Source organism: bacterium (genome assembly GCA_029210545.1).
In the GTDB taxonomy this organism is placed as follows: Bacteria; BMS3Abin14; BMS3Abin14; order BMS3Abin14; family BMS3Abin14; genus JARGFV01.
The window spans coordinates 1-26,286 of the sequence record JARGFV010000029.1 but is presented as its reverse complement, the minus strand read 5'-3'; the positions used below and the strand labels follow the sequence as shown (position 1 = coordinate 26,286).

Sequence of the window (26,286 nt, the reverse complement as noted above, 5' to 3'; positions counted from 1 at the left end):
CGCTGCAAAGTCAACTGCGAAAGCTTCAATGTGCTGCGTGAACCGCCGTGGTACGGAACCGTATGCCCGGTGGTGTGAGAGGACGGGGGATGTGACTCCCCCTCCGACTCGATTGATAGCACCTGGTTCTTTGTTCAGGCGATCACAGGTCACCCAGCCACCCTGCAAACATGTCCAGATGGTTTTTCCCCTCCGGCCAATAACTTCCATATAATGTGCGAGGTGCGTTCAGTACAAAATCCCTTGGCACTGGCTGTTTTTAGCATTACCCCGCACTTTACACTGCAATTAATCCTCATGGCACGCGACACACAGGCCCCCGCCATCATCTCTTATCCTGAGCATGTCATTATCCGGAACCATGATCTGGCTATCCAGGCGACCGGGGGTTTTACCGGTAACATACAGATCCGTCCCGTGGGGGTTGTGGCAGGTGGTGCACACGATAAGACTGGAGACTGTACTTGCCACGTCGTTGTCAAAGACATCCCCGAGCTGCTTGAGGAGGGGGTCGCCCAGGGGCAGAAACGGCTCGTCGTCGGCAGTGTCGGCCGTCGCCGGGGCGGCCGCCGGGTTCCAGTAAGCCCAGTGGTCCACGTAACGGTCGATGTGGAGCCCCACCGGGTTGGCCCGTCCCGCCGGATCGTAGGCGGGATCGGTGGTGAAAGCAACTGCCTCAGGTAGACCCCACGCTTTTACTACTCGGATCACTGCGTCTGCGCTTCCACGTACTTTCTCAAGACAGCGTTGATCCTCGATTGATAACCGCGACCCTGACTACGGTATCCAGCAAGATAAGGGCCAATCCGGATGAAGAACATTCAACTGCCGTTGCCCGGTAGCGGGACCGGTTGTCGTCCTTTCCGGTTCGTGATGCCATACCCGAAATCCGCCGATTGGGCCTTCCCGGTCGGGGCTCCGGACCAAATTGGTGACACCGTGCGGCGAACCGGGCTGCCCGATCACCACGAAGGGAAGATATGACCACTCAGACCCCCCGACCGGGGACTGTTTAAAACCAATCGCGGATTTCGGGTCTATCATCCTCATCCATTTTCCTTTAATCTTCCCGGATAGTAAGAATCCGGGGGCCGACATCATGAAGAGCCCGGCGGATTAATAACTTCCAGACAGAAAGGGAGCAGGCAATGGGAGACAAGGGCAAGAAAGACAAGGACAAGAACAAGAAACAGCTGAACAAGAAACATGACCAGAAGATCAAAAACGCCAGGGACAAGCAGCCGAAAAAGAAAGGGTAGCATGTAGCCCCGGAGGGAATGGCAGTTCCAAAGGTTTGCCATGTGTGCGTGAAGCGTGCGTGCGCAGCAGAGATCAGACCTTACGCCATCACTCACGTACGCATTAAGGGAAGACCGGGGTCCAGGGTCCCGCCGTAGTCACGCCGCAGGTGTGACTGAGGCGTGGCATGCCAGGGTCAAGAGTCTGCGGTTTGCCTCCCCAGGACAGGGCCTGTCAGCCAATCCGGTGCTGTTTCTTCTTGCCGGAACTTCCGGCCTCATTGCCCTGTCGATATTTTGAAGCGTAATGGTCCAGTACGCTCCGGATCATCTTCTGGTACTGGGTTTGATTGTCCTTGGCCACGGACTTGAAATATTCGACGCTCGACCTGCTCAAGGAAATGGTGACTTTGACATTATCCTCCTTGAGCACCAGTTCCTCCGGCGGGGGCAGGAAGTCTTCGATGACCGCCAGATCGCCCAACGGCTCATCTGTGTATTTTATTTTCTTCTTCATAAAATTTTCTGCCTTTCCTCCAGTATCCAACGCCGATGATGCGGATCAGCTTTTCCCTGTAAGTGAACTGCACCGTGAGGATGCCTCCCTGCACTCGGCCCATGCAATAAAACCTCTTTTCAACCGTACTATGGCTGACATCCTGCGCAATGACGCGCTTCGAATCAAGAAAGGCCCGTTGAGCCAGGCCGAAAGAGACTCCATGCCTGGCTTGATTTTGGCGGAGTCACGCCCTTGGCGTGATGAAGCCGGGCGGAGCGGCCTTAAGCTGGCCGCGCTGCGTACCCTGCGGTAAATGCTTTTAATTGGAATTCGGAATCTGGAATTGCCTAGAGCCGTACCCCGAAACTTCTCAGCAACATCACCGTCTCCATCAGCGGCAGCCCTATGACGTTGGTATGGCTCCCCACGATCCCCTCTATGAAGATCGCCCCCTTCCCCTGGATGGCATACGCCCCCGCCTTGTCCATGGGCTCGCCGCTGTCGAGGTACCAGTTCATCTCCCACTCCTCGATCTGCTTGACCCGCACGCGGGTTTCCACCGTCACCGCGCGCTGCTTGCCCCTGCGGTGCCACACGGCCACCACGCTCGACAGCACGGTGTGCTCCCGCCCGGCGATCTGAGTCAGCATCTCCCTGGCCTCTTTCTTGTTGCGGGGCTTTCCGAGGATGGCGCGGCCGTTCACCACGACGATGGTGTCGCACCCTAACACCACGTCGTCCGGGTTGTTGGCCGCCACGCTGATGGCCTTTTCCAGGGCCAGGCGCTGCACGTGGTCCCTGGGCGCCTCCTCGGGGTGGACCCTCTCGCTCACAGTGGGGGTAATGACCTGGTATTTCAGGCCCGTGAGGTCCATGAGCTCCTTCCGCCTGGGCGAACCGGAGGCCAGGATGAGCTTCTTGCGTCGGAACAGGCGCTTGGTAAAACTTACAGGCATTGTTTTTCCTCGAAGAGGGCAAAGGGAATTGGGAATGAGGAAGAGGGAACAGGGAAGTCGGAATGGGGAAGCAAGGCAAGGTTCAAACGATTTCTTCCACCTTCCACCTTCCATCTTCCAGCTCTTTATTCCACTTTCCACTTTATTTTATAAAACTCCAGGGCATCTCCCCTTCTCCGCGGCCGAACAGAACCTGCTCCGCTTCGGGGAAGATCTTAACCAGGCGTTTTATTGATACACCGCCGGGAGGCAGCTTGTCCAGCACGGTGGCCACCTGCCGGCCGCCCAGGGAGAGCAGCGCGTCCAGGCAGGCCCCCCTCACGGAGCCCGTCTGGACCCTGACCCCGCCCACCGGTCCGAGCCCTTTCCGGACCATCTTCAGCCGCCGGGTCAGGGCCGACTCTTCCGCCATGGGCATCCGCTCGAAAGCCGTGCGGGGTTTGGGCACGAAGGGGTTGACGCTCACCGTGACCGTCCCGACCCTGCCGCGGCTCCGGCCGTGCCGGACCATGAGGTCGCGCAGCCGTGCAGCGAGATCCACGATCCCGGCCATGTCCGCGTCCTCCTCGCCTGGGAGCCCCGCCATGAAGTAAAGCTTGATGTTGGGGATGCCTGCTTCGAGGAGGATCCCCGCCTTTTCGAGGAAAAGGCCGTCGGAAAAACCTTTTCCCACCGCCGACCGGAGCTTCTCGGTTCCCGCCTCGGGCGCGAGGGACACCGTGCGGTGCCCGGCCCTTGCCAGCAGGGCCGCGAGCCGGGGGGTGATCCTCTCGGCGCGGATGGAGGAGGGAGAGAAGGTTCCTCCCTCCTCCAGTGTGAAGACGGCCATCTCTTCGAGACGGGGGTGATAAGAGACGGCCGTACCTACGAGGCCTATCTTGTGTCGGAACGTAAGCCCTCTGCCCGCTTCCCGGACAAAGGTGTCAAACCCCAGGAACCGCACGGGCCCGCACACGGTCCCGGCGGCGCAGAACCGGCAGCCGGCTGAGCACCCCCTGGAGATCTCGACGGGATACAGCTCCCCGAACTCCGAGCTTTTCGAGAGCACGGCCGGGCGGGCCGGCCGGGTGTCCAGGTCCTTGAGAAAGATCGGCTTCACGGTGCGCGGGCGCTGATCGGGGATGTAGATGCCGTCAAGGGAGGAGAGCTTTTCGTTAAGGCCGGCGCCGTCCCGGTGCGAGGCCAGGATCCCGTCCATGATGGCAGGCAGGACCGGCTCGCTGTCGCCGAGGACCACCAGGTCGAACCAGGAGGCCGAAGTTTCGGGGTTGATGGTCAGGGCGACGCCGCCGCCGATGACGATCGGCCCGTGGGCGGCCTTTCCTGAAGGGGCCTTTCCCGTTTCCAGCATCCGGGGGAGGTGAACAAGGTCCGGCTGGTAGGAAACGGAAAAGGCTACCGCTGCGAAGTCATCCAGGTTTCGGCCCCCGTCGGGGAAGGTGAGGGCCCGGCCGTCCCAGAACACCCTTCTGGCGTCGAAGCCCGGGTGCCGCAGGAACGCCCCCAGGACCGCCTGGTACCCGAGGTTCGACATGCCCACCCGGTAGCTGTTGGGGTAGGCCACGGCCACCGGCACCCCGCCGCCTCGGGGGGGCGGCGAGATCCAGGTTTCCGCCTCGGCGGTCCCGGACGACACCTGGGTCAGTCCGCCTGGCGCCTCAGGAAGGCCGGCACCTCGAACTCCTCCTCCTCGATAAGGGCCACGGACGGGCGCCTGACCGTGTCGGACTTCTGCTCGAACTCGGACTTGCGCACGAAGGCCGGGATCTCCATGTCGTTCCGGCGCTCCTTGCGGTAACCCGTCGCGGTGACGCCCCCGCGGCTCCCGGGCTCCCGCCCGAAACCGGTGGCGATGACGGTGACCATGAGCTCGTCGCCGATGGTTTCGTCCTCCACCCAGCCGAAGATGATCTCGGCCTCCTCGTGGACGGCGCTCTGGATGATGGAGGAGGCATGCTGTATCTCCTGGATCCCGACATCCTTGCTGGCCGTGATGTTGATGAGGACGCCGGTGGCCCCGTCGATGCTGTTGTCCTCGAGGAGGGGGCTGGAGATCGCCGTCTGCGCGGCCTCGGCGGCACGGTCGTCGCCGCCCGCGATGCCGGTCCCCATGAGGGCCCTGCCCTTGCCTTCCATGACCCTCTTGACGTCGGCGAAGTCCAGGTTGATCCGGCCCGGCTTGGTGATGAGGTCGCTGATCCCCTTGACGGCGCAGTTGAGGACGTCGTCCACGATGGCGAAAGCGTCCCCCGCCCTGGCGCCGTGCTTGATGACCGAGAAGATCCTGTCGTTGGGGATGACGATGAGGGTGTCCACGGCCTTGCGCAGCTCCTCCAGGCCGTCTTCGGCGTTCCTCAGCCTCACCTTGCCCTCGAAGCCGAAGGGCTTCGTGACCACCCCCACCGTTAGCGCCCCCGACTCCTTCGCGATCCTCGCGACCACGGGGGCCCCGCCGGTGCCGGTGCCGCCGCCCATCCCGGCGGTGACGAAGACCATCTCGCACCCGGCCAGGCTCTCGCGGAGAAAGCTCTCGCTCTCCTCGGCCGACCTCCGGCCGACCTCCGGGTCGGCCCCGGCGCCCAGGCCGTGCGTCACCTCCAGGCCCAGCTGGATCTTCGTGGCCGCAAGGGACGTCTTGAGGGCCTGCGCGTCGGTGTTGGCCGCGATGAACTCCACGTTCTTCAGGCGGGACGTTATCATCGTATTCAGGGCGTTCCCGCCGCCGCCCCCCACCCCAACGACCTTTATCCGGGCCTTGAGGTCCCTGCTGTCTTCCACAAATGTAAACATCCGTTCACCTCCCGTGAACTCGAGCGGCCCCGAACCGCTCTCGTTGATTTCAAAATTCACATTTCAGATTTCAAACAGTCCGCGTTCCCTCCTTGAAATTTGAAACTTGAAATTTGAAATTGTTAGAAAAACTCCTTCAGCCACCCCTTCATCTTGACGAGGATCTTCTCGAAGATCCGGGACTCGTTGGTCCCGAACCCGCCCCCTTCGCTGGTATGGGTGGACGCGTATTTCACGAGACCGACGGCCGTGGCGTACATGGGGCTGTTCACCACGTCCACGAGGCCGCCGATGTTCATGGGGTTGCCCAGGCGCACCGGCAGGTTGAAGACCTGCTCTGCCAGTTCGGTCATCCCCGGCATGATCACCGTCCCGCCGGTGAGGACCACCCCCGAGGCGATGCGGTCGTCGTAGCCGGACTTGAGGATCTCCCTGTTGATGAGGTCGAAGAACTCCTCGGCCCTCGGCTCGATGATCTCCGCGAGGGCGACCCGCGAGACCGACCTCGGCTTGTGGCCGCCCACGGAAAGGACCTCGACCATTTCGTCTTCCTTCACCATCTCCACCAGGGCGCAGCCGTACAGCCTCTTGATCTTGTCCGCCTCGGTGGCCGGCGTCCTCAGGCCGTAGGCGATGTCGTTGGTGAGGTTGACGCCTCCCAGCGCCAGCACCGCGGTGTGCTTGATACTCCCGCCCCCGAAGATGGCCACGTCGGTGGTGCCGCCGCCGATGTCCACGAGGGCGACCCCGAGATCCTTCTCTTCCTCGGTCAGCACCGCGTCGGCGGCCGCCAGGGGCTCCAGGACGATGTCCAGCACGTCCAGGCCCGCGCGGTGGCAGCTCTTGATGATGTTCTGGGCCGAAGTGACGGCCCCGGTGACGATGTGCACCCGGGCCTCGAGGCGGACACCCGACATCCCCAGGGGATCGACGATGCCGTCCTGGTCGTCGACGATGTACTCCTGGGGCAGGATGTGGATGACCTCGCGGTCCAGGGGCATGGCGACCGCCTGGGCCGCATCGATGACCCTCTCGATGTCCTTCCGGGAGACTTCCCTGTTCTTGACCGCCACCACGCCGTGGCTATTGAACCCCTTGATGTGTCCGCCCGCGATCCCCGCGTAGACCCCCTGTATGGGGACACCGGACATGAGTTCGGCCTCTTCCACCGCCTTCTTGATGGAGTCCACGGTGGAATCGATGTTGATCACCACTCCCTTGCGAAGTCCCTTGGACGGCGTGGTCCCAATACCCACGATCTCGCATCTCCCGCCGTCGGCCACAGCTGCCACCACCGCGCAGATCTTGGTGGTGCCGACATCAAGGCCAACGACGATCCTTTCCCTACCCTTGGCCATAAGATCTACCTCCCGCGGGGGAAGCTGTCCGTCCGCTCCCCGCATGTTCCTTTTTTTCCGCCATGCCGATGACGCGTCCCTCGAACCTCAGGTCGTAGCCTGCCGATCGCGGGTCGAAGGCGCCTGCCTCGACGAGGCGGGCGAGTCTGCCCACCTGGGCCTGGATGTTTTTCTTCGAGAAGACCAGCACGGTGCCGCTCCCCATGAGGGAGACCCTGACCGTGTCCTCTCCCGTCATGAGCTCGCTGATCCGGTCCGCTCCCACGAGCCCGGAGGCCGTGAGCCTGCCGAGCACCTCGAGGGCCGGGAGAGTCTCCGCCGCCTTGCGGCCGGGCTGTGCGGATCCGGCCGAGCCCGTGATCAGCGGATACCCGCCCGGGTAGACCGGGACACGCTCCACGACGACCCCTTCGGCGTCCACCAGGGAATAGTCGTAGCCCATGAGGGCGGCCACGGGGGACCTCTCCTGGACCGAGATCCTCAGGGTGTCGGGGAGCTCGCGCACGACCGTGGCGTCCCTGACAGCAGGGTGGCGCAGGACCCGGGCCCGGACCTCGGCCAGGTCGACCTTGAGAAGAGGCTCTCCCCTGTTGACGCCCGACAGGGTGAGGATGCTTTCCGGGGACATCTTCCGGCACCCTTCGATGGTGATGTTCTTCACCGAGAGGGATTCCAGGCCGACGAACCGAAGGACGCCGAGGTAGCCGCCGTACAGGACTCCCAGGAACACGGCTCCCAGGACCGTGCCCCGGAGGACCCACCAGGTCCGCACCACGTAGTGGCGGGTGACGGCGCCGGTATTGACCGGCTTTTTGCCCTTCACCGACGGCCTTTTCCCGGCCGCGGCGACCGCCTTCCTGTTCGTCCTGGTTAGCTTCGTCTTCACCGGCTGCCCTCTCCCGCCGCGTCCAGCATCCCGAGGACCAGGCTCACGAAATCGATCCCGGCCCCCGCCGCCGATTTCGGCAGCAGGCTCGTGGGCGTCATCCCCGGGATCGTGTTCACCTCGATCACCTCGTACCGCTCTCCGGCGCCCCGGATATCCACCCGCACCGCACCGCAGCACCTCAGCGCCCGCGCGGAGAGGCCGGCCATCTCCTGGACTTTCAGCGTAGCCTCAAAGCCGATGGGAGCGGGAACCCGGTAATCGTCCGCGCCCGTGACGTACTTGGTCTCGTAATCGTAAAAACCGGTGGCCGTAACGATCTGCACCACGGCCAGGGGTTCACCGTTGAGGACTCCCACCGTGAGTTCGTCCCCTTCCACGAAAGCTTCTACCAGGACGTCGGGGTCGTGGGCGGCGGCGGTGCGGATCGCCCCCGGAAGGTCCCTTGCCTCCCGGACAACCGAGATCCCTATGGTGGAACCCTCACGGTTGGGTTTGACCACCACGGGAAATCCCATCATGATGGGCATGTCGTAGCTTCCCGGCCCCAGCTCCACGAAACCGGGGGTCGGGATCCCGCAGGCCATAAGGACCCGTTTGGTCATGATCTTGTCCATGGCCAGAGCCGAAGCCAGGACCCCCGGGCCCGTGAAGGGGATCCCCATGAGTTCCAGGGCTCCCTGGATCGTGCCGTCCTCCCCGCCCCTGCCGTGAAGGGCGATGAAGGCGACACCGGCCCCTTCCCGGCGCATCTCCTCGGCCCAGGGGCCGGCGGTGTCGATCCCGACGGCTTCGCGCCCGCCTTCCCCCAGCGCCTCCAGGATCGAGCTTCCCGTGACCAGGGAGACCTCCCGCTCCGCGGAATTCCCGCCCATGAGAACCGCGACTTTTGCGAGATTCTTATCCATGGATCACCCTTACCTCGTCCTCCAGTTCGATCCCGAACCGCTCGCGGACACCCTGCCTGACCATCTCGGCAAGCTCGAGGAAATCCGCCGCTGTGGCCGACCCGGTGTTGACGAGAAAGTTCGCGTGGACGTCGGAAACCCGGGCTCCGCCGCAGGTCATCCCGATAAGGCCCGCCGCGTCGATGAGCCGTCCCGCGCTGTCCCCCGCCGGGTTCTTGAACCAGCACCCAGCGCTGGCCGCTCCCAGGGGCTGGCTTTTCCTCCTCAGCCGGGCCTGTTCCGTCACCCTGGCGCGGACAGCGTCGGGATCGTCGGGCTTGAGCCGGAACCTCACCGCCAGGACGATCTGGCCGGCAGTCAGTCCCGAACTCCTGTAGGCAAAACCGATCCCGGAACCGGGCACCCAGCGTGCGCCCTGTCCGCCGCCATCGCTGTCGCCGGTTCCTTCGAGCAGCCGGACCTGCTCCACGACGTCAGCCATCTGTCCCGACCTGGTCCCCGCGTTCATGCGCAAGGCGCCTCCCACCGTGCCGGGGATGTCCGCCAGGCACTCGAGGCCCGCAAGCCCCTCCCGGGCGGCGCGGGAGACCACATTGGGCATCAAAGCCGCGGCTCCCGCCTCCAGCATCTCCTTGTCCCTGCGGATACCGCCCCACCCACGGACCTCCCGCGAAAGGTGGATCACGCATCCGTGGTAACCTTCATCGGCAAAAACCACGTTGGTGCCGCCCCCGAGGACCATCCACGGGACCTTCTCCCCGGCAAGGAGCGCGAGGATGAGGACCAGGTCCCCGACCCCGGCAGGAAGGGCGAACAGGGATGCCGGACCGCCCACCCGCAGGGAGGTGTGGCCGGCCAGGGGTTCATCCAGCCTCAACTCGCCGGTAAACCCGCTCCCGATGATCCTTCCCCTGATCTCTTCCACCTTCACTCCTTTATACTTTCATCCTTTCGAGGAGGATCTCTCCCGCTTTCCAGATATCCCCGGCTCCCAGGGTGATCACCATGTCACCGTCCTCGAGGATCTCCATGACCCGATCCACCGCGGCGGCACAGCTTCCCACGAACTCCGCCCCCCGGTGACCGTGGCTGGAGATGCACCCGGCCACGTCCCTGCCCGTCAGGTTCCCGATGCTGTCCTCGCCGGCCGCGTAGATATCACACACCAGGACCTTGTCGGCGTTGTGGAAGGCCGTTCCGAAATCGGGGAGCAGGTCCCGGGTCCTGCTGAACCTGTGGGGCTGGAACATGGCCACGACCCTCCCCTTCCAGCCCTGCCTGGCCGCCTCGAGGGTGGCCTTGATCTCCGAGGGGTGATGGCCGTAATCGTCGTAGACGGCCACGCCCCCGGCCTCCCCCTTTTTCTGGAACCGGCGCTGGGTCCCCGCGTAGCCGGAAAGCGCCGCAGCGATGACGGTGAAGGGGACCTCCAGCTCCAGGCCCACCGCGATGGCGGCCAGGGAGTTGTAAATGTTGTGCAGGCCCGGGACGGGGAGAGAGACCCGGCCGAGCGCTCTCCCGTCCAGGGAGGCGGTGTAGGAGGAGGCAAACCCCTCGTACCGGATGTCCGAGGCACAGACGTTGGCCTGCGCCGAAAGGCCGTAGGTGACGTGGGGCCGCTCCAGGTCGGAGAGCATCCCGGCCACCTCCGCATCGTCCAGGCAGAGGACGGCCCTCCCGTAGAAGGGGACCTTGTCCAGGAACTTCCGGAACGCAGCCCGCAGGGCGTCGAAGGTGCCGTAATGGTCCATGTGCTCGTTGTCGATGTTGGTGACGACGGCGATGGTCGGGGTCAACTGGAGGAAGGAGCCGTCGCTCTCGTCCGCCTCCGCCACCAGGTAATCGCCCTCGCCCAGGCGGGCGTTGGTCCCCAGGCTGTCCAGCTTGCCGCCGATCACGACGGTGGGATCAAGTTTCGCCTCGGCCATGATCCCGGCCACCATGGAGGTGGTCGTGGTCTTGCCGTGGGAACCGGCGACGGCGATGCCGTACTTCATGCGCATCAGTTCGTTTAGCATGGTGGCCCTTGGGATCACCGGGATGCCGGCCTGCCTGGCGGCCTGCACCTCGGGGTTGTCGCTTTTTACCGCCGACGAGATCACCACGACGTCGGCCCCTTCGATGTTGCCGGCGCTGTGGCCCACGGACACCAGGCAGCCACACCCGGTAAGCCGCCGAATCGTGTCACCGGAAACCAGGTCCGAACCGCTGACGGTGTAGCCCAGGTTGGCCAGCACCTCGGCGATGCCCGACATCCCGATGCCGCCGATCCCGACGAAGTGAAGGTGCTTTGTCTTTCTCAGTTTGACCACTGATGACTCCTCAATAAACGGTCGTCAGGCAGAAGGGAGGAGGGAAAGGTCAAAAGACCTGCTATTCCCTGCTCTCTGCTCTCTGCTTCTCCCCACCCTTTTCTCCCATCTCCCTGTTTTTCCCTGTTCTTCCCCCTGGATCCAGGTTTCCCTCTGCGTTCCTTCGCGTACTCTGCGTTAAAATCCGGGCCTCAGTGCCATAGAGCCTGAGATTGCTTCGCTTGGAACCGGCTCGCAATGACGGACGTATTTTTCTCCAAATCTCCCAGTCGGCCAGCCGAGGTTTTTCGCCCCGTGTCTCCGTGTCCCCGTGTCCCCGTGTCTCCGCGTCCGTCTTATCGTTCCGTCCCCGCGCCCCCGCGGCCCGGGAACCCGATCCTCCCCAGTTCCTCTTCCACGATCCTTTTCGCGGCGTCCCTTGTCCCGGCCCGCCGGGAGGCGTCGGCCATCTCCTCCAGGCGGCCGGTCGTGCCCATCAGGCGGGCCAGCTTTTTGTAAACCAGTTCGGAGGTCGCCTCCTCCGGGCTGGCAACGATGGCGCCGCCTCGTTCCTCGAACCACCTCGCGTTGGCTTCCTGGTGGCCGCCCGCCGCGTCGGGGTACGGTATGAGGAGCGCCGGGAGCCCCGCGGCGGCCAGTTCGGAGATCGACATGGCTCCCGCCCGCGACAGGCACAGGTCGGCCCTGGCGTAGGCGTCGGCCATCTCTGTGATGAACGGGACGATCTCCACCTCCGCCCCCGCCTCCCGGTACCCCTGCCGGACGATCTCCTCGTGGGCCGGGCCGGTCTGGTGGATGACCTTCATGCCCGGAAAATCCGCGAGGAGCCTGGGCACGAACCCGAGGGCGAGTCCGTTGACCTGCCTGGCTCCCTGGCTCCCTCCCAGGATGAGGAGGTTCCGGCGGCCGGCCGGCCGGACCATGCCCGCCGGGGGGAGCACCTCTTCCCTGATCGGGTTGCCGGTCACCACCGTCTTCTCCACGGGGAACACCTCGGTGCGGCTGGCAAATCCCTGGTAGATCCTCTGGACCATGTGGGCCAGGACGCGGTTGGCCTTCCCCGGCATGACGTTCTGTTCCAGGATCGACCTGGGGATGCCCCTGGCGGCGGCCGCCATCACGGCCGGCACCGACGCGTACCCTCCCACACCCACCACCAGGTCCGGCTTGAGACGGCCGAGGACCAGGTAAGCTCTCAGGGCCGCCCAGAGAAGGGCCATGGCCCTCGTCATTCCCCGGAAGAACCCGCCGCCCACGACGCCGCGGACAGGGAGGGTGACCAGCTCGTACCCGAGGGCTGGGATCACCCTGGATTCCAGGCCGTGCCTGGCACCGATGAAAACGACCTCCACGTCCCCCGCGCGCCGCGTAAACTCGGCTGCCAGCGCCACGCCCGGGAACAGGTGTCCGCCGGTCCCGCCTCCGGCGATCACGAGCCTCACAGCTCCCGGCTCCTTCCCGCGACGTTCAGGATGATCCCCGCCGCCATCATGGAGGTCAGCAGGGAGGACCCTCCGTAACTGATGAACGGCAGGGGCAGCCCCTTGGTGGGAAGGAGGCCGAGGACCACCATGCCGTTGATGAGGGCCTGGATCCCGATCATCAGGGTCAGCCCCGCTCCCAGCATGGAGCCGAAACCGTCCGGGGCCGATGAAGCCGCCCCCATCCCCTTGACGATGAACACCGCGAAGAGGCACAGGACCGCGGCAACCCCGATGAACCCCAACTCCTCCCCGATAACGGCCAGGATGAAGTCCGTGTGGGACTCCGGCAGGAAGAACAGCTTGCTCTTCCCCGCGCCGAGGCCCTTGCCGAAAAGTCCACCGTCGCCGAAGGCCACGTAGGACTGCACAAGCTGGAACCCGGAGCCGTCGTACTCCTTGAAGGGGTCGAGGAACGCCTTCATCCGCTGGACCCGGAAATTCTGCGTATAGATGAGGTAGGCCACCACCGGTGCCGCGGCCAGCCCCAGCCCTGTCATGACACGCATCGTCGCGCCCGAGAGGAAGAGCATGGCGCATCCGAGCAGGCCGATGAAGATGGCTGTTCCCAGGTCCGGCTCGCGTACGACCAGGAAAAAGATGACGGCCATGACCGCCAGGGGCGGCAGGAGGGTTTTCGGGTCCTCACGGATCCGGTCACCCCTCGACGAAAGGTAACGGGCCAGGTAGATCACCACGACCATTTTAGCGAACTCGGCGATCTGGAGAGATACGGGCCCGACCCGGAACCAGCGCGACGCGCTGTTGGCCGTGTGCCCGAGGGGAGTCAGCACAAGCCCAAGGAGCAGGATGGTCGCCCCGAGGAGCGGGATCACTCCGGCCTCCCAGAAATGGTAGGGGATCGCGGCGCCCACCAGGAGGGCGACGAGGCCCGCCCCCAGGAAAAAGAGCTGGCGCTTGAAGTAATAGTACCCGTCTCCTCCATGCTCGTTGTCGGCCCGGACCGCGCTGGCGGAAAACACGATCACCGTCCCGAGGACCGCGAGGGCCAGGACGGCGATGACAATGGTGGGGTCCAGCCTCAGGTGCCTCATACCCCCATCCCCATGTATTTCCGCGCCGCTTCCTTGAAAACCAGCCCGCGCTCTTCATAGCTGCTGAACATGTCGAAACTCGAGCAGGCCGGCGAGAACAGGACCTCGCTGCCGGGGCGGGCGTGCTGGACCGCGATCCTCATCGAATCCTCGACAGTGTCTACCCTGGTGATGGGAGCCGCCCCCTTCAGCGCCTCTTCCATCCTGTCGGCAGCCTCACCGAGGAGGATAAGGTGGCTGACCTTGCGCCGCACCGGTTCCACCAGCGGCTCGTAGGAGGTCCCCTTGTCCTTGCCTCCCAGGATGAGGACGACCCTGCCCCCGAGCCCTTCGAGGGATCTCACGGTGGCCCCCACGTTGGTGCCCTTGGAATCGTTGTAGACCGGGACTCCGCGGAAATAGCCGACGAGCTCCATCCTGTGCTCGAGACCGGCAAAAGCCCTCAGGGCCTTCTCCATGGCCGTGACCGGAACTCCCATTTTCCAGGCGATGGCGGACGCGGCGAGGGCATTCTCCAGGTTGTGGTGACCGGGGATCAGGATGTTCCGCGATTTCATGATCCCGTGTTCCTTCCCTTCGTCCCGGATCACCAGGCGGCCCTGCCGGACGAAACCGCCCTCGTCGAGGAGCCTGGTCCGGCTGAAGGGGAACCGGCCAGCAGCGATCTTTCCCGTCTCTTCCAGCACCCGGCTGTCGTCCGCGTTGAGGACTGCCCAGTCGCCGGCCCCCATGTTGGCAAACAGCCTGGCCTTGGCCTCAACGTACTCCGTAAGCCCGGGATGCCGGTCGAGGTGGTCCGGCGAGAGGTTGAGCAGGGCTCCGATGGCGGGGTGGAAGGTGTCAACCGTCTCGAGCTGGAAGCTGGACACCTCCGCCACGATGAATGCGTATACCCCGGTCTGGCCTACAAAGGAGGTCACGGGTGTGCCGAGGTTGCCGCCGGTGGCCACCCGGAGACCCGCCTCCTTTGCCATGAGGTCGATGAGGGTCACCGTGGTGGATTTTCCGTTGCTGCCGGTGACAGCCACCCACGGCTCGGTGGTCAGCCTGTAGGCCAGTTCCATCTCCCCGATGACGAGGGCTCCCTTGCCGGACGCATGCTCCAGGGCCGCCAGGTCCCCGGGAACGCCCGGGCTGACCACGACCAGGGGAAACCGCCCGAACAGATTTTCGGGATGCCCGCCCCAGTGGACCGTCACGGCGGGATCCAGCCCGGAAAGGTCCAGGGTGAAGTTGTCGCGCGCGGCCCGTTCGCTCACCTCCACCCGGCAGCCGTGACGTACCAGCAGGTTGGCCGCCGCCATGCCGGATCGCCCCAGGCCCGCCACGAGGACAGGCCCGCCCTGTTCGATGATCCCGCCCATGGGGTCTCTTCGGTCTCTCAAGCTCACGCCGGCGCCTACCTCAGCTTCAGGGTGCTCAGGGAGATGAGCACCAGGATAATGGAGATGATCCAGAACCGGACGATGATCTTGGGTTCCGGCCACCCCTTCTTCTCGAAATGGTGATGGAGCGGGGCCATGAGAAAGACCCTTTTGCCGAACAGGCGGAAGCTGATGACCTGGATGATGACGCTCAGGGTCTCCAGGACGAACAGCCCCCCTACCAGGACCAGGAGGATCTCGTGCTTCCCGATGACGGCCAGCACGCCCAGGGCGCTACCGAGGGACAGGGAACCGATGTCCCCCATGAACACCTGGGCCGGGTAGGTGTTGAACCACAGGAACCCGAGGCTGGCTCCCACCATGGCCCCCGCGAAGATCGCCAGTTCACCCGCCTCGGGCACGAAAACGATCTGGAGATACTCGGCGAACCTGGCGTGGCCCGTCAGGTAGACGAGCAGGGCGAAGGCCGCCGAAGCGAACATCACCGGGCCGATGGCAAGGCCGTCGAGCCCATCCGTCAGGTTCACTCCGTTGGAGGTGCCGATGATGACCAGGACCACGAAGGGAATATAGATCCAGCCGAGGTCGATCAGGGCCTCCTTGAAGAAGGGCAGCTGCAGGAAGTGGCCCCACTTGCCCGTGGGATAGGCGTAAAGGTAAAAGCCTATGAGGGCAGCCAGGACCAGCTGCGCCGTGAACTTGGTCCTGATGGCCAGCCCCTTTTTCTTCCTGCCGTAGAGCTTGAGCATGTCGTCCGCGAGGCCCAGCAGCCCGAACCCGGTAAAGGTCAGCAGGACCACCCACACCATGCGGTTGGAAAGGTCCGCCCACAGGAGGGTCGAAAAGACGATGGCCAGGAAGATGAGCAGCCCGCCCATGGTGGGGACCCCCGCCTTGAGGACGTGTCCTTCGGGCAGGTACTCCCGGACGTAGTTGCCGGGCTGGACGGTTTTCAGGCGGCCGATGATCCAGGGACCCAGGATGAAGCTCAGTCCGAGGGCGGTCAGCACCGAAAGGGCGGTCCGGAAAGTGATGTACCGGAACACGTCGAACCCGGGGTCGACCGCCCTTAAGCTGGTGAACAGTTTATAGAGCAACTCAGATGCCTCCCGATCCGGCCAGCGCCCCGTTGTCCCCGCTGCCGACAAACGGCTCCATGACCTCTTCGACCCTGGCCGCCCTTGATCCCTTGAACAGGACCCATACACCGCTCGTCAGCAGCGGTTCGACGGCCTTGACCGCCTCTCCGATGGTGCCGCATTCCATCACCCGTGAACGCTCCATGGAGCCGCGCAAGGCCCCTTCCACGATCAGGGGAGCGACCTCGCCTACAGCGATGAGGTAATCGATACCCATCCGGGCGGCTTTGAGCCCCACGAGGCGGTGGCCCTCTTCGTGGTAAGCCCCCAGTTCCTTCATCTCCCCGAGAACGGCCACCGTCACCCCCTCGCTGCTCAGACGGGCCAGGTTCGCCAGGGCCGTCTCCACTGACAACGGGTTGGCGTTGTAGGTGTCGTCGATAAAGCGCACTCCCGGCATGGGGGAGATGATCCCGCCGCGCTGCCGGGCCGGCCTCCATCCAGCCAGCCCGCCGGCCACCTGCTCTATCGGGATCCCCAGGGGGAGGACACCGGCCGCCGCAGCCAGCGCGTTCTCTACGAAGTGGACGCCGAAGGCACAAAGCCGCACCCGCTCGCTCCCCGAGGGGCTCACCAGGGTGAAGGCGCTCTCACATTCCGAAATAACCAGGTCTTTCCCCCGCACCTCCCCCGTGCCGATACCGTACGTAACGACCCTGCACGCCGCCCTTGCCGGGACCGACGCCTGGTTGGGATCCCCGGCGTTGACGGCACACCATCCGTCCCCCGGAAGGGCATCCAGGATCGACAGCTTTTCAGCCAGCAGCGTCTCGTGGTCCCCGAACCCTTCGAGGTGGGCCCAGCCGATCCGCGTCAGGATCGCCCCTTCCGGCCCGAGGATCGACGCCAGCTGCCTGATCTCCCCCGGCATGTTGGTCCCGATCTCCAGCACTGCGTAACGGTGGAAATCGGCCATCTCCAGGATGGAAAGGGGGAGCCCTATGTGGTTGTTCAGGTTCCCGATGTTCTTCAGGCACGGTCCCGCTGTCCCCAGCACGGCCGCCGTCATCTCCTTGGTCGTCGTCTTCCCCGCGCTGCCCACCACCGCCAGGGCCGGCATCGGGTGGCGGACACGCCACAGGGCGGCGAGGCCCTGGAGCGCCTTTACCGTATCGTCCACCACCACGAGGGGTATGGGGGCCATCATCCCGGCATTCATGGGAAACCGGCGATCCACCACGGCCAGGACCGCTCCTGCTTTCCACGCATCCTTGAGGTGGTCGTGACCGTCGTGCTTCTCGCCCCTCAGGGCGAAGAACACCTCGCCCGGGGCAACGGTCCGGCTGTCCGTCGATATCCCCGTGTACATTTCGGGCCCCACGGCGCTGGTGATCAGGGCGCCCCCTGTCCCCCTGAGGATATCCCTGAGGTGAAAACGGATCACGACGTTCCCCCGGCAGCCTTCCCGATGGCGTGGGAAAGTTCGTCCACGTCGGAGAAGGGCAGAACGCGCTGGCCGATGATCTGGTAGTTCTCGTGACCCTTGCCGGCAACCACCACCATGTCCCCTTCCCTGGCCTCCGCCACCGCCATTGCGATGGCCTCTCTTCTGTCCTCGACCCTCACGACCTTGCCGGCGGGATGAGCCAGGCCCTCCATGATGTCGTCGATGATGGCCGACGGGTCCTCGCTCCTGGGGTTGTCGGAGGTCACGTAGACGACGTCTCCGAGGCGCCCTGCGGCTTCTCCCATGAGGGGCCGTTTGCTCCTGTCCCTGTCCCCGCCGCAGCCGAACACCACGAGGACCCTTCCAGCGGTGAGCTTCCTGGTGTTTGCCAGGAGGTTCTCCAGGGCATCCGGTGTGTGGGCGTAGTCCACGATGGCCGCCCAGGGCTGCCCTCGATCCACCTTTTCGAACCTTCCAGGGACGTTTCCCACCACGGCCAGCCCCCGCCCGATCTGTTCACTGGTAAGGCCGAGGAGACCGCACGCCGCGGTGGCCGCCATGACGTTGTAGAGGTTGAAATCGCCCGGAAGGGACGTGTTCACCTCCACCTGTCCCCAGGGAGTCGAGAGGGTACACCTGGTGCCCCGGTCCCCTCCCCGGATCTCACCGACGGGAACGATGTCGGCATCGGCCATTCCGTAGGTCAGGACCTGTACACCGAGCTCGTCCAGAAGACGCTTCCCGTAAGTGTCGTCCCGGTTCACCACCCGGTGGCGGACTCCCGGGGTTTCGAACAGGGCCGCCTTCGCCCGGAAGTACGCCTCCATGTCCCTGTGAAAATCAAGGTGGTCACGTGTGAGGTTCGTGAAAACGGCGACCTCCAGGCTCACCCCCTGGATCCTGCTAAGTGTCAGGGCGTGAGAAGAAACTTCCATGACGCAGGCGGAACTTCCGGCCTTGACCATCCCGTCCATGAGGCCGTAAAGGTCGGGCGCCTCGGGTGTCGTTCTGGCGGCGCTGATGACCTGCCCGCCCACGAGGTACTGAACCGTTCCGATGAGTCCGGCGGAGATCCCGTTTCCCTCCAGGATGCCGTGGATTATGTAGGAGGTGGTCGTTTTGCCGTTGGTGCCCGTGATCCCCACGACCTTGAGCCTGGAGGAAGGATCGTCGAACAGGTTCCTCGAGGCCAGCGCGAGGGCCCGGCGAACGTCCCCGGCAAAAGCGTAGGTTCCCTCCACGCGGCGGTCTGCCCCCTCAGGTACGAGGAAAGCCGCGGCTCCCCTGTCGGCGGCATCCTTTATGAACCGTGTCCCGTCGAAATGTTCACCCCTGATAGCCGCGAAAAGGTCCCCGGGCGACACCCTCCTGGAGTCGTACCGGATGGAACGGACCGGGATCGACCCGTCACCGAGGATCCTGATCCCCTCGATCCCCTCCATGAGCTTTGCCAGGGTCATCATCGATGATAACCTCGAAAAAATTCTCCGCCAGCCGTTTGCGAGGCGGGGCTAATACGATCGCTTTCCACCTCATTCTCCCTCTCCCAATCATGGCGCAGTCCTGAGCAAACAAAGTGCGTCGAAGGGGAGAGGGCCGGGGTGAGGGGGGGTGTTTTCCCCCTCCCTTCAGTTCCCTCCCCCCAGGGGAGGGAAAGAATAATGAAAGAGGGCTGTTTTGAGCCCCACCCCGGCTCCCGCCTTGCGGCGGGAGCTGCCTGATGGACGTTCAGAAAGCCCATCATCCCGCTGCCCTCGGCAGAAGTTTCAGTAAAACCGCATCGCCGATGTCGACACCGGGACCCGGGTCCTGGCTCACGACCAGCCCGGTCCCGGTGACCTGGACCTTCGCGCCGGACGCTCCCAGCCTGGAAAGAGCCTCTCTCAGGGTAAGCCCCGCGAGATCGGGCATGGCCGCCGGGTCCGGCGTCTCCCGATCCTTGACGGCGTCTGCCCATCTTCCCTCGTTTTTCGCGCCATCGGGACCCTCACCTCCGTCCCTGTCGGGCGAGATGTTCAGGTACTTGAGGGTCTTGCTCACCATGTCGGCCCAGATGGGAGCCGCCACGGTACCGCCGTAGGTCTCTATCTCCGGTTCGTCCACGATCACGATAGCCGTGATCGCGGGTTTCCGGGACGGCGTGAACCCCACGAAGGAAGCGGTAAAAGTCTCCAGGGAGTAACGTCCGGCCTCGAGGTCAAACTTCTGGGCGGTGCCCGTCTTTCCCGCGACTCCGTAACCTTCGATGGCCGCCCTGGTCCCGGAACCTCCAGGTTCCGTCACCGTCTCCATCATCCGGGTCAACTTTTCTGCCGTGTCCCGGGTGATGACCCTCCTCACGATCCCAGGCCTGTTCCTGAGGATCAGTTCCCCCGTCGGCGCGGTTATCCGGTCCACGATGTAGGGGCTCAGCAGTTCGCCGCCGGTGGCGATGGCATTGACCGCGTTGACCATCTGGAGGGGGGTCACTCCAAGCCCCTGGCCGAAGGAGATGTTTGCGAGGTCCACCTGGGTCCACTCCCTGTCGCCGCGCAGGATCCCGTTTCCCTCCCCGGTGAGGAGAATCCCCGTTTTCTGTCCGAACCCGAAACCGTTCACGTACCTGCCCAGGCGTTCGGTCCCGAGCTCGAGGCCGATCTTGCTGGCCCCGATGTTGCTGGATTTCCGGATGATCCCCATGAGGGTAAGCCACGCGTGGGGTACGTGATCGTTGATCACGACGTCGGCGACCTCGAACTTCCCGTTGCCGCAGAACAGGATGTCCATCTCGTCGAAGACGTTCTCATCCAGGGCGGCCGCCACGGTGATCACCTTGAAGGTCGAGCCCGGTTCGTAAACGGAGTTGATGCTCCGGTTGCGATAACGGGACTGGCTGTAACTTGAAAAATCGTTGGGGTTGAACCCCGGGTAGCTCGCCATGGCGAGGATCCGGCCCGTGGCCGATTCGAGGATGACCGCGGCACCGGCTTTCGCCCCGGCGCCGCCGCAGCCCTCCCTGAGACTCTGCTCCACGAAAAACTGGATATTCCGGTCCAGGGTCAGTTGAACGGCGTTTCCCGCGGCGGGATGGCGCTCCCACGGATCGGCGGAAGTGAGACTTTTACCCCTGGCGTCCATATCCAGGACCCTGATCCCGTCCCCTCCGCGCAGATGCTCTTCCAGGGAGCGTTCCAGGCCTTCGAGTCCGCCGTCGGTTCCGACAAAACCCAGGACGGCACCGGCGAGATCCATATTGGGGTAGTAGCGCCTCGACTCGGTACTGATGGCCACGCCGGCGATCTCCATCTGCCGGACCTTTTCGGCGACCTCAGGCTCAACGAGCCGCTTGAGCCAGACGAAACCGCTTCCCCTGGAAAGCCGCTGCAGCAGGGCCTTCCTGTCCATCTCCAGGACCCTTGACAGTCTTCCGGCCGCGTCCGCCTTGGTTTGCACCTCTTCTCTCACCGCGTAGATGGACGGTACGGGAACGCTGATAGCCAGGGGCTGTCCGTTCCGGTCGATGATAGCGCCGCGGTACGGGGCCACCTTTTCGACCATATGGCTCTGGCGGGCAGCCCACTGGGAGAGAGCGTCCTGCTGGTAGACCTGGAGATAGAACGCCTTGGCTGCCGGCAGCACCAGCAGCAGGGGAAGAACGAATCCGAGGAAACGGATGCGCGCCCGGACATTCCCGTCCCACCGGCAGCCATTTCCATGATCCCGTCTCATGGCAGGATCCTGAGCTGCCCGGGTTCTGGCTCTCTCAATCCGAACCTGGACCGGGCCTCCCTCTCGATACGCTCCGGGCTTGAAAGCATGGCCTTTTCAATCTCCATCTCGCTCTTGAGATGGAGGAGCTCCGTCTCTTTCCTCTCGAGCTGCCTGATCTCGTAACCCATCTCGATGAAGGCCACACGCCTTAATGCCGTCATGAACACGGCACATCCGATCAGGGCGGCCAGAAGCAGGAGAAAGGCGAAATCCCGGAGGCCGCCCCTGGCGCTCAGGCGCTCGGTCTGTCTGGCTTTTGCTTCGGCGGCGACTGTCATGATTTCAGTCCACAGTTCACGATTTACAGTTCACAGTTGATATGGTCGCAAAAAGTCCAGTCGGGACTTTTCCTGGCTCATTAATGTCCTGGGGAAAGGGAAAAGCGTCGTTTTCCCTTTCCTCACAATGACTGCTGATAGATCACCAAAGTCTGTGCGAGACTTTGGCTCAACGGGAACCGAAAAGCGTGGTTTTCGGTTCCCTCACGGATCGAACACACAGCCATTGGCACTCGATCCGGGCGCCTCTCCCAGGCGCGGCAGTTTTCACGGGTCATCGATCCGGGCGCCCTTCCCAGGCGCGGCTGTTCATTGATCTGGGCGCCCCGCGCGGGGCGCGTTGATGGACTTTTTGCGGGTCCATCACCGTTAAATCGCGAATTTCAGGTTTTATTCTGGCTACTGCCTACTGGCTACTGACTACTGTTTTTTCTCGAACACTCTCAGCTTCGCGCTCCGGCTGCGGGGGTTTTCCCTGGCCTCCCGCTCCGTCGGGACGATGGGGCGCCTGGTGATCACCTTCCCCGCGCTGACAAGGCCGCACCGGCACTCGGGCATCTCCTTGGGACACCGGCACGGCTTTTCCAGTCCCTTAAACCCTCTCTTGACGATCCTGTCCTCGAGAGAATGGAAACTGATGACGGCCATCCGCCCTCCCGGCGCCAACCGCCCTACTCCTGCCGGCACTGCATCCTCGACGGCGGCCAACTCGTCGTTGACCGCGATCCTCAGAGCCTGGAAGGTGCGGGTGGCAGGGTGGATATTCCTTATCCTCCCCATACCCGGCACGGCGGCGACTATGGACGCGAGGCGCGCCGTCGTCTCGACGGGACCGGCATCCCTCGCCCTGGCGATGGCCGCGGCAATGGCTCTGCTCCGCCTCTCTTCCCCGTAGCGGAAAAGGAGATTGGCGAGATCTCGCGGATCCATCCCGTTGACCAGTTCCGATGCCGGCGATCCGCTGCCGGGATCCATTCTCATGTCAAGGGGGCCGTCATGGGTGAAAGAGAACCCCCTGTCGCCCTGATCCAGCTGCATGGACGACACACCGAGGTCGAGGATGATGCCGTCCACCACCCCGGTCCCCGTCTCGTCGAGGGCATCGCTAAGGAACCGGAAATCCCGGTGAACCAGGATCACGCGGTCGCCGTAAACCGCAAGTCGGGCGCCGGCTGCTTCCAGCGCGGCGGGATCCCGATCAAGACCGATGAGGCGGGTTCCGGAATACCTGGACAGGAGGGCATCAGCATGCCCGCCGGCGCCCACCGTGCCGTCGAGATACACTCCGCCCTGACGGATATTGAGACCCTCGAGGATCTCCTCCAGCAGGACCGGAAAGTGGCTTCCTGTTGCCTCGATTCCGGTCACGATCTACAGGCCGAAATCGGCCAGTTCGTCCGAGATATTGTCGAAGTTCTCCACCGCCTTCTTCATCTCGTCGTCCCACCTGGACTGGCTCCAGATCTCGAGGCGGTTCAGCATCCCGGCCACCACGACCTGGCGATCGAGGCCGACGGCTTCCCTGAGAGAGGGAGGGATGAGGATCCGTCCCTGGCGATCCAGTTCGCACTCGGTGGCACCGGAGTAGAAGAAGCGGAGAAAGCTCTGGACGTTGCTTTTGACAGTGGAGAGCTTGTCGGACCTGGATTCGATGGCCTCCCACTGGCCTGGCGTGTAGGCCACCAGACAATGGGGCAGATTGGTCACAACAAGGCGGCCGTCGTGCTCCTGGACAAGGATATCCCGGAACCTGGAGGGGATGCTGAGGCGTCCCTTGTCATCCAGGGCATGCTGGAATCGACCGCGGAAAGGTGCCTGGCTCATTTGCCGACTTTCCCCACTTTCTACCACTTCGCCCCACAATATACGGTCGAGGTACCCTATTGTCAAGGAAACAAACAGGTTTTCAAATGGTTATGGCGAATCACCTACATGTCCGGATTCTCCATAGGGAAGGGGAAAATGGGCCGGGAATTCCATTTTGGAACGATAATTGATGGCTTCACAAAAAGTCATCAATGCGCCCCGCGCGGGGCGCCCAGGACATTAACGAGCCAGGAAAAGTCCCGCCTGGACTTTTTGCGAATCTATCCTAATTTGATGGCTTCGCAAGAAGGTGGGGGAAGGTGGGGGAAACAGAGTTTAGAGTTTAGAGTTTAGAGTCCGAGGCTCAGTCCTCTGCACTCTGCACTGCTTCAGTTCTGCACTCCGGACTATTTTAACGAAGTTGGCCCGGAGCCGGAAAACCGGCCCCGGGCCGGGGGTGGGGTGGGGGTAAAACAAGTTTCGATCGGGCTGTCAGCCCGTTATCGTCACCTGAGGGAAGTCAGGACATCCCAGAAGAGATGGTACGCGAGAAAGTAGCCGCCGGCTGCAAACAACCAGCCCATCCCGATGAGGATTTCCCTTTTCCGATCAAAGGCTGCTGTCCTGGTTTCCATTTCATGATCCTCCGAACTCTGCTGACTGTGCGATGCGATACAAACAGATTACGGTATTGTATCTGCAACCCCGATGCCAAAAAACGGCGATTATTACATTTTTGTAACTTTCTGAAATTACATCACTTTAGTGCCCCGAATCGGGTTGTCAGTTTTTATAGGTCTGAAAAGAGTGAAAAAATTGCGTCAGAAAATGTCAGTTGGGCTGAATATCGGACCGCAGGAACTGGTTCCGGGTTCCTGGTTCTTAGTCCTTGTCTCTTATCACTTATCCCCTATCTCTTATCTCTTACCTCCCGATTACCCCTCCTTCACCCCACAGCAAAACGGGGAAGCCGCAAGGCTTCCCCGTTTTGCCATCGCCTGGGGCGAGATGGCTATGCCGTCTCTTTCGCCTCTTTCCTCTTGAGAGCCCGGCTGACCTTGAGGAGGCCGCCGGCCAGGAGGGCCACGAAGACTGTCGCGGCGCAGAAAACCATGGCGATAACCGAAAGCATTGTGATGAATTCCAGCATTTTATTTACCTCCCTAACCATCTGAACCGGGTTTCGTCTTCCGAGCTTGTGTAATATATAACAAGCTTCCCTCCCCCTGTCAAGGATTTTCTTGAGAAAATATGCACAAGGTATATTTAAAGCCAAAAGACCTGGTACTAATGGGAACTTTCACAAAGTGTATTCACAATACATACAGGGGTTGATCTCCTGCTCACCGTTCACAATCACGGTTCCAGGGGATGGATCGAGCGTTGTGGGTTGATGTCCCCCAAGGATCTCTCGCTCTTTAAACGGGAGGATTCTCCAGGTAACGGGATAATTCAGGTCTCACGTTTTTTTGCCCCACCTATCCCGCATTATTCATGATGGTGATGAGATGTCAGCAATTTGTTTGGCAAGGAAATATGCATTTTTACCTCCCAATTAGGGGATTCGACAGCTGAAGCTAGATGTCAAAACCCTTTTCTTGAAGTATTTGCCTCACCTTCAACGGAATGTGAGAAAGGAATATCGCAGACCTTTCCCGCCTTTTTTCATCATCAGGAGTCTCTGAGATGTGCAGGCGAAAGACCACGTCTCTGTTCGGTGGAAGCCATGCAGCCGGATAATCCCAACCGGGAGGCCCCTGAACCAGTTCACCCTTGGAATCGCTAGCGTGCAGAATCATGGGATAGTTTCCATATCCATTTTTAAAAATTTCCACTTTCGGGTGTTCCGCGAACCACCCGAAAAGGAGCAGCTTGAAATAAAGGCGCCGGGGGATCCTGAACCTGCCCTTTCCATCCGTCCAGGTTGCAAAATAATTCAGGAAAGCAGAGCTCGGTCCGCCCGGACTTCCAATCTCAAACTCATATATAGCTATAACCTGCGCCTTCTCGATAGGCCTGCCAGTTTCACTGTCAACTACAAGGCCACGGTATTCTGGGTATAGCCGCATGATGTTCATGAACGGGACCGCCCAGAAAACCCCAACCAATGAGGCCAGGATGAGCGAATTTCTGATGTATTTTTTGGCCTTTGGATTCATCAGTACTCCCTGATCCGCCAGATCCCATCAAGGTCTCTCTGGAAAAAGATGGAGTGGGCGATGGGACGGAAGGCACGTATTGTCGCCAGGTGCCCAGGTAAATTTGAATATTTATGTATTGTCTATTCAATCCCAATCCAGGTCGTCTGCCGTGATCCATCGTCCAGGAGAACGATCAGCTTCCACACTCCGCGCTCTAAATCACTTGCGTCCATCAAATAAATATATTCTTCCTTTTCAGGATCGAAGCGGAAGGTGTTGCCATCGTTTTTTCCTGATGCAGGCCTGGCATCGAATGGCTCCCCGAAAGGCTTCATGGAAAAAATCCTTTGAACGTGAAGTCTGGCCTTGATATCGTTGGCTGGTTTACCATCCCGGCGGGAGAGTGTAAATGCTACCGGCACTGAAGTTCTACGATTAAAAACGTTAATTTCACGTTTTTCTGATGAACTTTTGAATCCTCCAAAAAAATATGTCGCCGGTATTACGCTATTTACAGAACCAACCTCCGGTGAGTATTGAATCTGATATATATACTCTCTTCCCGGTTTGATAATGCCTTCGAAATCAAATGCTTGTTTGTTCTTTGTTCCACTACGGTTTATCAGGGTAAAATTAACTCCAAATTGTCCTTCGGTAATGCCTATAGTATGAGTTTCAAAGATGCCTGATACGGGACTTTTTATGAGCAACACGTAATATGGTGTTGCTTTCTCAACGCTCTCATCACCGAAACCAGAATGGGGAATCTCTACTAAAATTCTTCCCGATAATGGATCCATTCCGGTACGATTACCCGCAGGATCAACAGTGAAAAAGCCGCATCGACCTCCTGGAGAAGTATCGACGCCGATGCGGCTGTAATCCCATGTATCACTGAATCCAGATGCACTAACTGT

Annotated in this window: 24 protein-coding genes and 1 pseudogene; all 25 read right to left on the bottom strand. The window is 62.1% G+C overall.

The window, feature by feature from the left end:
- Positions 1 to 288: 288 nt before the first annotated feature.
- Positions 289 to 711 (bottom strand): hypothetical protein, encoded by a 423-nt coding sequence (locus P1S46_04935; protein ID MDF1535833.1) that lies wholly within the window; start codon positions 709 to 711, stop codon positions 289 to 291.
- Positions 712 to 1,473: 762 nt separating this feature from the next.
- Entirely contained in the window at positions 1,474 to 1,755 is a 282-nt protein-coding gene (locus P1S46_04930) for a CopG family transcriptional regulator (protein ID MDF1535832.1), read from the bottom strand.
- Positions 1,727 to 1,978: pseudogene (locus tag P1S46_04925) on the bottom strand (BrnT family toxin). Before P1S46_04925 ends, P1S46_04930 begins: the two are co-directional and overlap by 29 nt.
- 106 nt (positions 1,979 to 2,084) lie before the next feature.
- Entirely contained in the window at positions 2,085 to 2,693 is a 609-nt protein-coding gene (locus P1S46_04920; GenBank protein ID MDF1535831.1) for a Maf family protein, read from the bottom strand.
- A 142-nt stretch (positions 2,694 to 2,835) separates the two neighbouring features.
- Positions 2,836 to 4,329, bottom strand: coding sequence for a radical SAM protein (locus tag P1S46_04915; protein ID MDF1535830.1), 1,494 nt, complete (start codon positions 4,327 to 4,329; stop codon positions 2,836 to 2,838).
- A gap of 5 nt (positions 4,330 to 4,334) precedes the next feature.
- Positions 4,335 to 5,483, bottom strand: a complete 1,149-nt coding sequence (gene ftsZ, locus P1S46_04910) for a cell division protein FtsZ (GenBank protein MDF1535829.1) — start codon at positions 5,481 to 5,483, stop codon at positions 4,335 to 4,337.
- 122 nt (positions 5,484 to 5,605) lie between these two features.
- Entirely contained in the window at positions 5,606 to 6,841 is a 1,236-nt protein-coding gene (gene ftsA / locus P1S46_04905; protein ID MDF1535828.1) for a cell division protein FtsA, read from the bottom strand.
- Positions 6,828 to 7,727, bottom strand: a complete 900-nt coding sequence (locus P1S46_04900) for an FtsQ-type POTRA domain-containing protein (GenBank protein MDF1535827.1) — start codon at positions 7,725 to 7,727, stop codon at positions 6,828 to 6,830. The genes ftsA and P1S46_04900 overlap by 14 nt, the downstream gene beginning before the upstream one ends.
- Positions 7,724 to 8,635 carry a D-alanine--D-alanine ligase gene (locus P1S46_04895; GenBank protein ID MDF1535826.1) on the bottom strand — a complete coding sequence of 304 codons (912 nt, stop codon included), beginning with the start codon at positions 8,633 to 8,635 and terminating at the stop codon, positions 7,724 to 7,726. The genes P1S46_04900 and P1S46_04895 overlap by 4 nt, the downstream gene beginning before the upstream one ends.
- Positions 8,628 to 9,560, bottom strand: a complete 933-nt coding sequence (gene murB, locus P1S46_04890; GenBank protein ID MDF1535825.1) for a UDP-N-acetylmuramate dehydrogenase — start codon at positions 9,558 to 9,560, stop codon at positions 8,628 to 8,630. The genes P1S46_04895 and murB overlap by 8 nt, the downstream gene beginning before the upstream one ends.
- A gap of 10 nt (positions 9,561 to 9,570) precedes the next feature.
- Positions 9,571 to 10,938: a UDP-N-acetylmuramate--L-alanine ligase gene (gene murC / locus P1S46_04885; protein MDF1535824.1), complete on the bottom strand. Its 1,368-nt coding sequence runs from the start codon at positions 10,936 to 10,938 to the stop codon at positions 9,571 to 9,573.
- A gap of 344 nt (positions 10,939 to 11,282) precedes the next feature.
- Positions 11,283 to 12,389, bottom strand: coding sequence for an undecaprenyldiphospho-muramoylpentapeptide beta-N-acetylglucosaminyltransferase (gene murG, locus P1S46_04880; protein MDF1535823.1), 1,107 nt, complete (start codon positions 12,387 to 12,389; stop codon positions 11,283 to 11,285).
- On the bottom strand, positions 12,386 to 13,483 hold the full coding sequence (ftsW, locus tag P1S46_04875; GenBank protein ID MDF1535822.1) for a putative lipid II flippase FtsW: 1,098 nt from the start codon (positions 13,481 to 13,483) through the stop codon (positions 12,386 to 12,388). The genes murG and ftsW overlap by 4 nt, the downstream gene beginning before the upstream one ends.
- Positions 13,480 to 14,874 carry a UDP-N-acetylmuramoyl-L-alanine--D-glutamate ligase gene (gene murD, locus P1S46_04870; protein MDF1535821.1) on the bottom strand — a complete coding sequence of 465 codons (1,395 nt, stop codon included), beginning with the start codon at positions 14,872 to 14,874 and terminating at the stop codon, positions 13,480 to 13,482. The genes ftsW and murD overlap by 4 nt, the downstream gene beginning before the upstream one ends.
- An 8-nt stretch (positions 14,875 to 14,882) precedes the next feature.
- Positions 14,883 to 15,965: a phospho-N-acetylmuramoyl-pentapeptide-transferase gene (mraY, locus tag P1S46_04865; protein ID MDF1535820.1), complete on the bottom strand. Its 1,083-nt coding sequence runs from the start codon at positions 15,963 to 15,965 to the stop codon at positions 14,883 to 14,885.
- 1 nt (position 15,966) lies between these two features.
- Entirely contained in the window at positions 15,967 to 17,391 is a 1,425-nt protein-coding gene (murF, locus tag P1S46_04860) for a UDP-N-acetylmuramoyl-tripeptide--D-alanyl-D-alanine ligase (protein ID MDF1535819.1), read from the bottom strand.
- Positions 17,388 to 18,857, bottom strand: coding sequence for a UDP-N-acetylmuramoyl-L-alanyl-D-glutamate--2,6-diaminopimelate ligase (locus P1S46_04855; GenBank protein MDF1535818.1), 1,470 nt, complete (start codon positions 18,855 to 18,857; stop codon positions 17,388 to 17,390). The genes murF and P1S46_04855 overlap by 4 nt, the downstream gene beginning before the upstream one ends.
- Positions 18,858 to 19,134: 277 nt before the next feature.
- On the bottom strand, positions 19,135 to 21,102 hold the full coding sequence (locus P1S46_04850) for a penicillin-binding protein (GenBank protein MDF1535817.1): 1,968 nt from the start codon (positions 21,100 to 21,102) through the stop codon (positions 19,135 to 19,137).
- Positions 21,099 to 21,422: a cell division protein FtsL gene (locus P1S46_04845; GenBank protein MDF1535816.1), complete on the bottom strand. Its 324-nt coding sequence runs from the start codon at positions 21,420 to 21,422 to the stop codon at positions 21,099 to 21,101. Before P1S46_04845 ends, P1S46_04850 begins: the two co-directional genes overlap by 4 nt.
- 420 nt (positions 21,423 to 21,842) lie before the next feature.
- The gene (gene rsmH / locus P1S46_04840) at positions 21,843 to 22,781 is read right to left on the bottom strand and encodes a 16S rRNA (cytosine(1402)-N(4))-methyltransferase RsmH (GenBank protein MDF1535815.1); all 939 of its coding nucleotides are present in this window, start codon (positions 22,779 to 22,781) and stop codon (positions 21,843 to 21,845) included.
- A gap of 12 nt (positions 22,782 to 22,793) precedes the next feature.
- Positions 22,794 to 23,246, bottom strand: a complete 453-nt coding sequence (mraZ, locus tag P1S46_04835; GenBank protein MDF1535814.1) for a division/cell wall cluster transcriptional repressor MraZ — start codon at positions 23,244 to 23,246, stop codon at positions 22,794 to 22,796.
- Positions 23,247 to 23,734: 488 nt separating this feature from the next.
- Entirely contained in the window at positions 23,735 to 23,863 is a 129-nt protein-coding gene (locus tag P1S46_04830) for a hypothetical protein (protein MDF1535813.1), read from the bottom strand.
- Between the two features lie 377 nt (positions 23,864 to 24,240).
- Positions 24,241 to 24,378 carry a hypothetical protein gene (locus tag P1S46_04825; protein ID MDF1535812.1) on the bottom strand — a complete coding sequence of 46 codons (138 nt, stop codon included), beginning with the start codon at positions 24,376 to 24,378 and terminating at the stop codon, positions 24,241 to 24,243.
- Positions 24,379 to 24,805: 427 nt separating this feature from the next.
- A complete protein-coding gene (locus tag P1S46_04820) occupies positions 24,806 to 25,387 on the bottom strand; it encodes a hypothetical protein (protein ID MDF1535811.1) in 582 nt (193 codons plus the stop codon).
- 122 nt (positions 25,388 to 25,509) lie between these two features.
- The coding region (locus P1S46_04815; GenBank protein MDF1535810.1) for a hypothetical protein at positions 25,510 to 26,286 on the bottom strand (777 nt) is incomplete at its 5' end.

Bases quoted from the DNA above. Each gene is read 5' to 3' on its own strand.
- P1S46_04930 (MDF1535832.1), bottom strand. From the start codon at position 1,755: ATGAAGAAGAAAATAAAATACACAGATGAGCCGTTGGGCGATCTGGCG.
- ftsZ (MDF1535829.1), bottom strand. From the start codon at position 5,483: ATGTTTACATTTGTGGAAGACAGCAGGGACCTCAAGGCCCGGATAAAG.
- ftsA (MDF1535828.1), bottom strand. From the start codon at position 6,841: ATGGCCAAGGGTAGGGAAAGGATCGTCGTTGGCCTTGATGTCGGCACC.
- P1S46_04830 (MDF1535813.1), bottom strand. From the start codon at position 23,863: ATGGAAACCAGGACAGCAGCCTTTGATCGGAAAAGGGAAATCCTCATC.
- mraZ (MDF1535814.1), bottom strand. From the start codon at position 23,246: ATGAGCCAGGCACCTTTCCGCGGTCGATTCCAGCATGCCCTGGATGAC.
- P1S46_04825 (MDF1535812.1), bottom strand. From the start codon at position 24,378: ATGCTGGAATTCATCACAATGCTTTCGGTTATCGCCATGGTTTTCTGC.
- P1S46_04855 (MDF1535818.1), bottom strand. From the start codon at position 18,857: ATGATGACCCTGGCAAAGCTCATGGAGGGGATCGAGGGGATCAGGATC.
- P1S46_04845 (MDF1535816.1), bottom strand. From the start codon at position 21,422: ATGACAGTCGCCGCCGAAGCAAAAGCCAGACAGACCGAGCGCCTGAGC.
- P1S46_04820 (MDF1535811.1), bottom strand. From the start codon at position 25,387: ATGAATCCAAAGGCCAAAAAATACATCAGAAATTCGCTCATCCTGGCC.
- ftsW (MDF1535822.1), bottom strand. From the start codon at position 13,483: ATGAGGCACCTGAGGCTGGACCCCACCATTGTCATCGCCGTCCTGGCC.
- P1S46_04850 (MDF1535817.1), bottom strand. From the start codon at position 21,102: ATGAGACGGGATCATGGAAATGGCTGCCGGTGGGACGGGAATGTCCGG.
- P1S46_04920 (MDF1535831.1), bottom strand. From the start codon at position 2,693: ATGCCTGTAAGTTTTACCAAGCGCCTGTTCCGACGCAAGAAGCTCATC.
- P1S46_04895 (MDF1535826.1), bottom strand. From the start codon at position 8,635: ATGGATAAGAATCTCGCAAAAGTCGCGGTTCTCATGGGCGGGAATTCC.